The organism is Thermomonas hydrothermalis (assembly GCF_900129205.1).
Lineage (GTDB): Bacteria > Pseudomonadota > Gammaproteobacteria > Xanthomonadales > Xanthomonadaceae > Thermomonas > Thermomonas hydrothermalis.
This window is the reverse complement of record NZ_FQUK01000054.1, coordinates 1-11,904: the sequence shown is the minus strand read 5'-3', so window position 1 is coordinate 11,904 and position 11,904 is coordinate 1. Positions and strand designations below refer to the sequence as shown.

General features: G+C 63.5%; 7 protein-coding genes. 5 read left to right on the top strand and 2 right to left on the bottom strand.

The window, feature by feature from the left end:
* A partial coding sequence (locus BUA29_RS11040; protein ID WP_072755880.1) for a FitA-like ribbon-helix-helix domain-containing protein occupies positions 1-202 on the bottom strand: 202 nt, incomplete at its 3' end.
* 411 nt (positions 203-613) lie between these two features.
* Between BUA29_RS11040 and BUA29_RS11035 the strand changes: the two genes are divergently transcribed.
* The 5 genes from BUA29_RS11035 (at position 614) to BUA29_RS11015 (ending at position 11,359) form a co-directional block, all read left to right on the top strand.
* Positions 614-1,471 carry a BrxR family helix-turn-helix transcriptional regulator gene (locus tag BUA29_RS11035; RefSeq protein WP_072756595.1) on the top strand — a complete coding sequence of 286 codons (858 nt, stop codon included), beginning with the start codon at positions 614-616 and terminating at the stop codon, positions 1,469-1,471.
* Positions 1,458-4,358, top strand: coding sequence for an SNF2-related protein (locus tag BUA29_RS11030; RefSeq protein WP_072756594.1), 2,901 nt, complete (start codon positions 1,458-1,460; stop codon positions 4,356-4,358). The genes BUA29_RS11035 and BUA29_RS11030 overlap by 14 nt, the downstream gene beginning before the upstream one ends.
* A 43-nt stretch (positions 4,359-4,401) precedes the next feature.
* Entirely contained in the window at positions 4,402-7,575 is a 3,174-nt protein-coding gene (locus tag BUA29_RS11025) for a site-specific DNA-methyltransferase (RefSeq protein WP_072756593.1), read from the top strand.
* A gap of 83 nt (positions 7,576-7,658) precedes the next feature.
* Positions 7,659-10,865 carry a DEAD/DEAH box helicase family protein gene (locus tag BUA29_RS11020; RefSeq protein WP_072756596.1) on the top strand — a complete coding sequence of 1,069 codons (3,207 nt, stop codon included), beginning with the start codon at positions 7,659-7,661 and terminating at the stop codon, positions 10,863-10,865.
* Positions 10,866-10,921: 56 nt separating this feature from the next.
* Positions 10,922-11,359: an SRPBCC family protein gene (locus BUA29_RS11015; protein ID WP_072756592.1), complete on the top strand. Its 438-nt coding sequence runs from the start codon at positions 10,922-10,924 to the stop codon at positions 11,357-11,359.
* 48 nt (positions 11,360-11,407) lie between these two features.
* Here BUA29_RS11015 and BUA29_RS11010 read toward each other — a convergent pair whose 3' ends face one another.
* Positions 11,408-11,827: a type II toxin-antitoxin system VapC family toxin gene (locus tag BUA29_RS11010; RefSeq protein WP_072756440.1), complete on the bottom strand. Its 420-nt coding sequence runs from the start codon at positions 11,825-11,827 to the stop codon at positions 11,408-11,410.
* Between the last annotated feature and the right edge of the window lie 77 nt (positions 11,828-11,904).

Here is an 11,904-nt window from a genome sequence, read left to right as displayed (position 1 = left end):
CGGCAAAGTCTTCGTCGGTCAAGCCAATCTTCCGCCCGATGGCAGCCAGGGCATCGCCCATGCGCACGCGGCTTTCGGGCTTGACCGCCGCCGCCAGGATCTCGCGCACCTCGGCCTCCGTGCTGCGGCCATGCTGCGCGGCCCGCACCCGCAAGGCCCGGTGCACGTCTTCAGGCACATTTCTGATCGTCAGGACAGCCATGACCAAACACCTCTATCAGGGTGTTGACAGCAAATATATCAAAATGACTGCAGTGCTACCACAACCCGCTACGGTACCCTCAGGGCCTCCCTCTTCTCCGGGCCGGCCAAGAAGCTCAAAAAAGCCCGCAGTGACGCGGGCTTGGGTGTGTCTGGTGCCTGATCCTGCCGGCCGCCGCCGGACGCGGAATCATTCCACTCGAACATCAATGGGAATTTCAATCGAATATAAATCAATGCTTTACCACGGAGGAAAGCACCAAATGCCATGAAAAATACCATAAGCCGCTGACTACACCACCGCCATCTCCCTAGCGGCGATGCCCCCCGCCAGAGCCCTCCTCTCTTTACAAACCAACCAGAAACTGGTCGAATACAATCCTGATACGGGTCACGATACTGGGGTGCAAGGGTGGGAGGAACGCAAGGCAGCGTTCGATGGGGCATTGAGCGCCGGCTCGAGTTCATCGAATTCCGGCTCTTCTGGGAAGGCCATGTCAACCGCGGCGACCTAATGGCCGCTTTCGGGATCTCGATCAACCAGGCATCCACCGACCTGAACCGCTACCTCGGCATGGCGCCGGGCAACATGGTCTACGACAAGAGCGCCCGCGCCTATGTCCGCGGCGACCGCTTCGAGCCCCTGTTCCTGAGACCGGACCCGGCCCGCTACCTGTCCCAGCTGCGGTCGATCTCCGACGGCATCGTCACTCAGGAGGACACCTGGATCGGCCAGATCCCCGCCTTCGATACGTTGCATAGCCCCGCCCGGGGCATCGACGCCGGCCACCTGCGCGCCGTGCTCCAGGCCATCCACAACAGGCAGGCCATCGAAGTCGAGTACCAGTCGCTTTCCAGCCCCGCGCCCCGCTGGCGCTGGATCGCACCGCACGCCATTGCCTTCGACGGCTTCCGCTGGCACGCGCGGGCCTGGTGCTTCACCGACCAATGCTTCAAGGACTTCCTGCTGGCGCGCATCCTCGGCATCCGGGACAGCCGCCCCAGTGATGTGGATCGCGGCCAGGATGCCGACTGGCACACCATGGTGACACTGGAAATCGGCCCGCCCCCGGGACTGTCTGAAGCACAGAAGAAAGTGGTGGCGCTGGACTACGGCATGCGCAACGGCAAGTGCAAGGTCACCGTCCGCAAGGCCCTGCTCTACTACACCCTCAAGCGTCTCGGGCTGAACACTGACCCGTCCACCCGGAGCCCGGCGGACCAGCAGATCGTGCTGTTGAACAGGGAGGTGCTCGATGGCGTCGCCTGATGTCATCTCCCTGACCCCGCACCACGCCAAGTACTATGCCCATGACCTGACCCGTCGGGCGGCCTCGGGCATGGATCGCCTCTCGATGGCGCTCTTTGATGCCTCGGTGGACCTCAACCCCCACCAGATCGAGGCAGCGCTGTTCGCGCTCCAGAACCCCCTCTCCAAGGGGGTGATCCTCGCCGACGAAGTCGGCCTCGGGAAAACCATCGAGGCCGGCATCGTGCTGTGCCAATCCTGGGCCGAGCGCCGGCGCCGGCTCCTGATCCTCTGCCCCGCGTCGCTGCGCAAGCAATGGGCGCTGGAGCTGCAGGAAAAGTTCAACCTGCCCGCGGTCGTCCTGGACGCCAAGGCATACAGGCAGGCCCGCCGGGAAGCCCGCAACCCGCTGGACCAGGGCGCCATCCTGATCCTGTCCTACAACTTCGCCCATTCGATCCGGGACGAACTGCGGGCCATCCGGTGGGACCTCGTCGTCATCGATGAGGCGCACAAGCTGCGCAATGCCTACCGCCAGAGCAACAAGGTGGGCCAGGGCATCCGCTGGGCCACGGAGGACTGCCGCAAGCTGCTGCTGACGGCCACACCCCTGCAGAACTCGCTGCTGGAACTGTATGGCCTGTCGACCCTGATCGACGAGCACATCTTCGGCGATGTCGATTCCTTCCGCGCGCAGTACGCGGGCGCCGGCAGCGACCTGGGCGCCCTGCGCCAAAGGCTGTCGGCATTCTGCAAGCGGACCCTGCGCAACCAGGTCACCGAGTACATCCGCTACACCGAGCGCAAGCCGATCACCCGGCCCTTCCGTCCCACCGACGAGGAGCATGCGCTCTACGAAAAGGTGTCCGAATTCCTGCGGCGCGAAGACAGCTATGCCCTGCCCCGTCGCCAGCGGCACCTGACGGCGCTGATCCTGCGCAAGCTGCTCGCATCGTCCTCGGCCGCCGTTGCCGCCACCCTGGACATCCTGCGCCAGCGGTTGCAGGCGATGCTCGACGAGCGCACTTCCGGCACCGACGACACGGCGGACCTGGCCGAGCTCCTGGCCGAGAACGAAGAGCTGGAAACCGACCTGCTCGACGAGATCCTCGGCGAGGACGAGGACAAGGCCCCGGGCCGGGATACCGATGCACCGGTCGACCGCCAGAAACTGCGGGAAGAGATCGCCATCCTCGCACGCCTTGCCGAGGAAGCCCGCAGCATCCGCGTCGACACCAAGAGCCGCACGCTGCTCAAGGCGCTGGAAACAGGGTTCGAGCAGATGGCAGCGGTCGGTGCCGCGCGCAAGGCCGTCATCTTCACCGAATCCCGGCGAACGCAGGAGTACCTGAAGCAGTTCCTCGAGGCCAACGGCTACGCCGGCCAGCTTGTCCTCTTCAACGGAAGCAACAACGGTCCCGAGGAAACCGCCATCTACGAGCGCTGGCTCGAGCGCAACCGGGGCTCGGACAAGATCACCGGCTCCCGCGCGGTCAACATGCGCACGGCACTGATCGAGCACTTCCGCGACCATGCCTCCGTCCTGATCGCCACCGAGGCGGCAGCGGAAGGCCTGAACCTGCAGTTCTGCTCACTGGTCATCAACTACGACCTGCCCTGGAACCCGCAGCGCATCGAACAGCGCATCGGCCGCTGCCATCGCTACGGCCAGAAGCATGACGTGGTGGTCATCAACTTCCTCAATGAGCGCAACGAGGCCGACCGCCGTGTTCTGGAGCTTCTCGAGCAGAAGTTCAACCTGTTCAGCGGCGTGTTCGGCGCCTCCGACGAGGTGCTGGGCACGATCGAATCCGGCGTGGACTTCGAAAAGCGCATCCTCGCGATCTACCAGGCGTGCCGGACCCCTGAGGAGATCGACGCCGCCTTCAGGGCCCTGCAGGCGGAGATGGACGAACAGATCCGCTCGCGGCTGGAAGACACCCGACGGGCGCTGTTCGAGCACTTCGACGAGGACGTGCACGAACGGTTGCGCATGCGGCTTGCGGATGCCCGGGCCCGGCTGGACCGGGTCGGCAGGCGCTTCTGGTCGCTCACGCGCCACGTGCTGGCCGACCAGGCGCGCTTCGATGACGACGCCTTCACCTTCGAACTGGTCCGCCCGCCCCGCAAGGACATCCCCGCCGGCCGGTACCACCTGATCTCCCGCGTTCACCCGCAGGCGGAGGGTGCCGGCCAGTTCCTCTACCGGCTCTCGCACCCGCTGGGCGAGCATGTGCTCGCCCAAGCGCGGGATGCCGATACACCTGCCGCCGAGATCCTCTTCGACATCAGCCGCCACCCCACCCGTATCGCCGTTGTCGAAGCTCTGCGCGGCCAGTGCGGCTACCTGACGCTCACCCGCCTGACTATCGAGTCCTACGAACGGGAGGAGCACCTGCTGTTCTCGGGCTTCACGGACGCCGGGGCTGCGCTGGACCCGGAAACCATGGAGAAGCTGTTCCAGTGCGGCGGCCACGTCGCAGGCACCGCGACCATCCCTGACACGGTTTCCCAACGTCTGGCTGCGGAGAGCGAGCGCCATGCCCAGGCCACCCTCAGCCGCTCGCTGGAACAGAACAACCGCTATTTCCACGAGGCGCGGGAGAAGCTGGAGCGCTGGGCCGACGATATGGTGCTCTCCGCCGAAAAGGCGCTGGCCGACACCAAGGAACAGATCAAGGCCCTGCGCCGGCAGGCACGACAGGCCACCACGCTGGCCGAGCAGCACGCGATCCAGGAGAAGCTCCAGAAGCTGGAACGGCAGCAGCGCCGCCAGCGGCAGGAGATCTTCCGCATCGAGGACGAGATCATGGAAAAGCGCGACCAGCTGATCGACCAGCTGGAACAGCGGCTCGCGCAGCGCACGCAAGCAGAAACCCTTTTCACCATTCGCTGGGCCGTCGTCTGACGAAGCGACGCGCCCGCCCAGGATTCAACAGGACGACCACGTAATGAGCCAGAAATACGAGAAGCTGAAAACCCTGCTCAAGGAACTGTTCCAGCTCGACCAGCCGGAGCTGGACTTCGGCATCTACCGCATCCTGCACGCCCGGAGTGCGGAGGTGACGCAGTTCCTGGACAAGGACCTGCTGCCGCAGGTGAAGCAGGCGTTCGCCCAGTACCGCACCGCCGACAAGGCCGAACTGGAGAAGGAACTGGCCAAGGCCATCGAAGCCGCCCAGGCCCTGGGCGTCGATCCGGAAAGCACGCAGAAGGTCAAGGAGCTGCGCACCCGCCTGGCCAGCGAAGCCGTGGACACTGGGGCGCTGGAGGCCGAGGTCTACGACCACCTCTACAGCTTCTTCCGCCGCTACTACTCCGAGGGCGACTTCCTCAGCAAGCGCGTCTACAAGCCCGGCGTCTACGCCATCCCCTACGAGGGCGAGGAGGTCAAGCTCCACTGGGCCAACGCCGACCAGTACTACATCAAGACCAGCGAAAGCTTCCGCGACTACGCCTTCCGCCTGCGCCCGGAGGATGAAGCGAACCCGATGCGCGTCCATTTCAAGCTGGCGGACGCCGCCGAGGGCGAGCACGGCAACGTCAAGGAACAGGCCGGCAAGGAGCGCCGCTTCCGGCTGGCCCCGGCGCCCTTTGCGGCCATCGAGGATGGCGAGCTGGTGATCCGCTTCACCTACAAACCGGAGACGGAGAAGCAGAAGGACCTGAACGCCGAGGCCGAGGCGGCGATCCTGGGCCTCGACGATCCGGCGCTGGCCGACTGGATCAAGGTCCTGGGCGGGAAGCACGTGCGCGCCGACGGCACGGTCTCGGAGAACACCCGCCTGCGCGTGCATCTGGACCGCTACACCGCCCGCAACACCTTCGACTATTTCATCCACAAGGACCTGGGCGGCTTCCTGCGGCGCGAACTGGACTTCTACATCAAGAACGAGGTCATGCACCTCGACGACGTGGAAAGCGAAACCGCGCCGCGCGTCGAGCAGTACCTGTCCAAGATCAAGGTCATCCGACGTATCGCGCACAAGATCATCGACTTCCTGGCGCAGCTGGAAGACTTCCAGAAGAAGCTGTGGCTGAAGAAGAAGTTTGTCGTGGAGACGAGCTACTGCATCCGGCTGGGTGTGATTCCGGAGGAGTTCTATCCGGAGATAGCCGCCAATGACGCTCAACGCGAGGAATGGGTGCGGCTGTGTGCGATTGATGAAATCAAGGGCGACCTGACGACGCCGGGATATAGCGTGCCGCTGACGGTGGAGTTCCTGAAGGCGCATCCGACGCTGATGGTGGACACGCGGCATTTTGATGATGACTTCGCAACGCAACTGCTGGAAGCCGCGGACGATGTAGACACGAAGACGGACGGCGTGCTGGTGCATAGCGAGAATTTTCAGGCACTGTCGCTGATGGATCACCGTTATCGCAACTCGATACAGTGCGTCTACATCGATCCCCCATATAACACCGGTAACGACGGATTCGCCTATAAGGACCAGTACCAGCACTCGTCTTGGGCATCGGCACAATTTGATCGGCTGACGCTTGCCCGCCATCTTCTGTCGCCTGACGGTGGCAGCCTTTATTGCAGCATTGACGACGGCGAGCAGGCACTTCTCCGTTTGGTCCTCACGGAGGCCTTCGGCCAGGACAACTTTGTCTCGAACATCATCTGGCAAAAGAAGTATGCGCCGGCGAACGATGCCAAATGGTTCAGTGACGACCACGATTTCATCATTTCTTTCGCGCGTTCTCGTATGGATTGGCGCCCAACGAAGCTTCCTCGCACTGAGGAGCAAAACAGCGCCTATTCGAATCCGGATAATGATCCACGTGGTCCATGGAGGGCGGACAACTACAAGTCAAATAAATCCGCCGAGGAACGCCCGAATCTTTACTATCCCATCATCAACCCGAATACGGGCGAGGAGGTATGGCCGCAACGGAATGCTGTCTGGCGGTACACGCGCGATCAACACGAGAAAAACCTAAAGGACAATCGTGTCTGGTGGGGCACGGACGGAAAAAACTCTGTCCCGGCGTACAAGCGCTTTCTAAGTGAAGTGGGAGATCTTGTTCCCCGCACCATCTGGCGCTACGACGAGGTTGGTCATAATCAGGACGGGATTCGTCAGCTTCGGGACATTCTCCCGGACACTTCATTTACAAGCCCGAAACCGGCCGGACTGATAGAGCGTGTCGTGCGTGTTGCCAACGGCATGATGACTCTCGACTACTTTGGCGGGTCGGGCACCACAGGCCATGCCGTTATCAACCTCAACCGTGAGGACGGGGGGCAGCGCAAGTTCATCCTCGTAGAGCAAGCTGACTACTTTGACACCGTCCTTCTTCCCCGCCTGAAGAAGGTCACGTTCACGCCGGAGTGGAAGGACGGCAAGCCCAAGCGTTTCGCCACCGCCGAGGAAGCCGAACGCAGCCCCCGAATCATGAAGGTGATCCGCCTCGAATCCTACGAGGACACGCTCAACAACCTGGAACTGCGCCGCACCGAAGCGCAGCAGAGCCTGCTCGACAGCCCGCAGGCCCAGGGGGCGGACGGCTTCCGGGAGCAGTACCTGCTGCGCTACATGCTGGACGTGGAAACGCGAGGCAGCCAGTCGCTGCTGAACGTGTCCGCCTTCATGGACCCCACGGCCTACAGGCTGAAGGTCAAGCGCCCGGGTTCGGACGAGTCCCGCGAGGTCAACGTCGACCTGCTGGAGACCTTCAACTGGCTGATCGGCCTGAAGGTGGACCACATCGCCGCGCCGCGCACCTACAGCGCCGCGTTCCGCCGCGACGACGACCCGGACCTGCCGGCGGACGCGCCGCGCCGGTTGCTGCTGGACGGACGCCTGAAGGAGGAGCCGGACGGCCCGTGGTGGTTCCGCACCGTCACCGGCACCACGCCGGACGGCCGCCGCACGCTCGTCATCTGGCGCAAGCGCCCGGGCGGGGAGGATCCGGAAGGCATCGAGCGCGACAACCTGGTGCTGGACGAATGGTTCCGCAAGCAGGGCTACTCCAGCAAGGACAGTGAATTCGACCTGATCTACGTGAACGGCGACAACAACCTGGAAAACCTCAAGGCCCCGGATGACACCTGGAAGGTGCGCCTGATCGAGGAGGACTTCTTCCGCCTGATGTTCGAAATGGAGGGCGTGTGATGCCGCGCGGACGCCCTCGCAAGACCGATGTTGCTTCGCCCAGGGCGGCTGCGCGCGGCCGGGCCGCCGCGGCCCGCGCGTCGTTGCCGTTCAACCGCAAGCTCGCCCTCAACCAGTGGCTGCTCGGTCTGTTCGGGGTCGAGCGCTTCGACCAGCTCGCCGCTCACTTGAAAGACGAGTCGCTGGAAGGGCTGGACGCGGACAACATCCACCGCTTCCACCACGCCCTGTGCCTGCATCTGCCCCCGGAGAACAGGCCGGAGCTGACGGACGAGCAGCTGCTGGAGTACGACCAGGCCATCGTTTCGGTCACGCAGCGCCTCAACGACCGGCGCATCACCCGGGGTGAGGAGCCGATCGTCTGGAAGTACTTCCAGTACCTGGCGCTGCTGTTCACGGAAATCTACCTCGACCGCTACTTCCGCGACCCCGCCGGTCTGCGGCAGGCACTCAACGCGCGCATTGCGGCGCTGAACGAGACGCTCCCGGAAGCGGACCGGATCGCGGCACTGGAGGAGTCTGAGGACCCTCGCCTCCAGCTCAACAAGATCGCCTTCTGGATGGCCACCGGCAGCGGCAAGACGCTGCTCATGCATGCCAACATCCTCCAGTACCAGCGGTTTCTGGAAACACATGGTCTTTCGCGCGAGCTGAACCGGATCATCCTGCTCACGCCCAATGAGGGGCTGTCGCAGCAGCATCTGCGCGAGTTCCAGAAGTCGGGCATCGAGGCGGAGATCTTCAACAAGGACGGACGCGGCCTGTTCGCCGGCCGTGCGGTGGAAATCCTGGAGGTCACCAAGCTGAAGGAGGAGATGGGCGAGAAGACGGTGGCGGTGGATGCCTTCGAGGGCAACAACCTTGTCCTCGTCGATGAAGGGCACCGCGGTGCTTCGGCAGGCGGCGACGGGGCCTGGATGAAGTTCCGCAACGCGCTGTGTGAAAAGGGCTTCTCGTTCGAATATTCCGCCACCTTCGGCCAGGCCGTGGCCGGAAACCGACAGCTGACCGACCTCTACGCGCGCAGCACGCTGTTCGACTATTCGTACCGCTGGTTCTACGGCGATGGTTTTGGCAAGGACTATCACATCCTCAACCTGGAGGACGATCGCAACGAGGAATGGATGAGGACCTACCTCACCGCCTGCCTGCTGTCGTTCTTCCAGCAGCAGCGGCTGTACCGGGAACAGGAAGCGAGCCTGCGCCCGTTCAACATCGAAAAGCCGTTGTGGGTCTTCGTGGGCGGCAGCGTCAATGCCGTGCGCAAGGAGGACAAAAAGGATGTGTCCGACGTCGTGGCCATCCTGAAGTTCCTGGCCACCTACGTGGCGAATCGCAAGGACAGCACCGAGCGCATCCGGCGCGTGCTGAACGAGGGGTTGCTGACGGCCACCGGCAAGAACCTGTTCGCGGGCCGTTTCGCCTACCTGAACACCTGCGGCCTGTCGCCGGAACAGATCTTCGACGAAACACTGGCCACCCTGTTCAACGCTCCCGCAGGCGGCCTGCTGCACGTCGAGAACCTGAAGGGTGCCGCCGGCGAAATCGGCGTGCGCGTGGGCGACAACGCGTTCTTTGGCGTCATCAACGTCGGTGACGACACCAAGCTGGTGAAGCTGTGCGAAGCCAGCGGCTTGCATGTCGCCGAGCGGGAATTCTCCGGCTCGTTGTTCCACGAGCTGGACAAGCCGCACTCCGCCATCAACGTGCTCATTGGTTCGAAGAAGTTCACCGAGGGCTGGAGCAGCTGGCGCGTGAGCACCATGGGGCTGATGAACGTTGGGCGCAGCGAGGGCGCGCAGATCATCCAGCTCTTCGGCCGCGGCGTGCGGTTGAAGGGTTACGGCATGAGCCTCAAGCGCAGCGTGCGTGCAACCCTCCCCGCGGCGCTGAAACGGCCCAGGCACATCGACCTGCTCGAAACGCTGCATATCTTCGGCGTCCGTGCCGACTACATGGAACAGTTCCGGAAGTTCCTGGAAGATGAAGGATTACCCGCCAACGAAGAACGCATCGAATTCATCCTGCCGGTCATCCGGAACCTGGGCACGAAGCCGCTCAAGACGATCCGTCTCAAAAAAGAGATCAACGGCGTCAAAACCGAGTTTGGCGACGCCTTCCGCAAGCTGGGGCCGGTTCCGACCCTCCAGCCCCCGCGCCCCGACCTTGAGCCCGCCACGGCCTACCTGCAGAAGAACCAGGTGGTGCTGAACTGGTACCCGAAGATCCAGGCCATGAAGTCCGACGGGGTATCGGGCAGCGAGGACGAAGGCGCCCCCAATGAGGCGCACCTGACGAAGCAGCACATCGCCTTCCTGGACCTCGACCAGCTGTACTTCGACCTCGAACGTTTCAAGGCCGAGCGTGGCTGGCACAACCTCAACCTGCCCCAGGCCGGCATCGCTGCATTGCTGGTGGACACCAGCTGGTACCGGCTGCTGATCCCCGCGTCGGAGCTGGCCTTCGACTCATTCGCGAAAACGCGCGTATGGCAGGAAATCGCCCAGGCCCTGCTGCGCAAGTACGTGGAGCGCTACTACACCTTCCGCAAGAAAGAGTGGGAACTGCCGCACCTGGAATACCGCGACCTCACCGAGGACGATCCCAACTTCCCATCCATGCTGAACGAGGATGGCGCCGAATACGGTTACCGGATCCTGATCGAGGAATCGCAGCAGGAAATCGTCGCAAAACTGAAAGAGCTGAAAGAGGCCATCGAACAGGAGAATCTGAAGGACTGGGAGTTCCGGGGCCTCAAGGCGATCTGGTTCGGGCGACACCTCTACCAGCCGTTGCTGTTCCTGGACGGCAGTGCAGTCGAGATCTCACCCGCGCCTCTCAACAAGGGCGAGCGCCGGTTCATCGAGGACCTGAAGGCGTTCCACGACGCCAACCCCGGCTATTTTGCGGAACGCGAACTCTACCTGCTGCGCAACCTGAGCAAGGGCCGTGGCGTCGGCTTCTTCGAGGCTGGCAACTTCCACCCGGACTTCATCATCTGGCAGCTCCAAGGCAAACGGCAGCGCGTGACCTTCGTCGACCCCAAAGGCATCCGCAACGTCGGCCTCCAGGATCCCAAGATCAGCTTTTACGAAACCGTCAAGGAAATCGAGAAGCGGCTGGGGCAGCCTGATGTTGTGCTTGAGTCCTTCATCGTCTCGAACACACCCTCGCATGAAATGAGCAAGCTTTGGGGCATCACCAAAGGCGAGATGCAGAAAAAACACATCCTGTTTCAGGAGGAAGACAGGGATAGCTATATCCGCATCCTGCTGGAGACGACCAGCTAGTTCCAAGGAAGCCCGCCTCCGCGCGGGTTTCCTCTTGCTTGCCTGTGGAGCGAACCATGCCCTGCTTCTCCACCACCACCTCGATCTCCGCCCCACCCGCCCGGGTGTGGGCGGTGCTGTCGCAGGTGGCGCAGTGGCCGGGCTGGACGCCGACGGTCGAGTCGGTCACGCCGGTTGACGGCCAGCAGGGTGGCTCTCCCGCCATCGGACGGAGCTACCGCGTGGTGCAGCCGAAGCTGCGCCCGGCCACGTACACCATCACCTCGCTGGAGCCCGGGAAGGCGTTCACCTGGGAGGCACGCCAGCCGGGCCTGCGGGTCATCGCGGGCCACCGCGTCGAGGCCGAAGGGGACGGCTCGCGCGTGATCCTCACGCTGGCGTTCGAGGGCTGGCTGGCCCCGCTGGTGTGGCCCCTGGTGAGGCGCATCGCCTGCGATTACCTCGAACAGGAGGCGCGATCACTCAAGGCGCGGGTGGAAAGCATGGGCACCTGAGCGCCGCGTCGCCCCCCGTAAGCTTCCCCGTCAAGCAGGCATTTCGGCTTACGATCCGTCCCACGGATTGATGACCGCCACCCCAGCCGCCTCGAAGGGCGCGGTATCGCGTGACGCCACGATGAAGCCCCGCGATGCAGCGATGGCGGCGATGTAGCCATCCGGCGTCGGGAAGCCACGCCCTCCATTCCTGGCCGCCACGGCCAGCTCTGCGTAGCACCGCGCTGCCTCCGTGTCGAAGGACAGCACGCGATCCCTGAACAGCTCCAGCAGCGCGTTGAGCGCGCCATCCAGCAGGTCCCTGCGCCTGCCCTGCGGCAGTGCCTGGATGCCGAACAGCAGCTCAGCCAGCGTGACGCTGGTGATGTATAGAGTCTCCGCCGCCTGGTCATTCAGCCACGCCACGACCACTGCGTTGGGCGCCGGCTTCATCGCCTCGGATACGACGTTGGTATCGAGGACGATCATTCGAACCTCGGCGGCTCGGCGGGCGTCCTGTCGCGGACACTCTCAAGATCGGCAAAGTCTTCGTCGGTCAAGCCAAT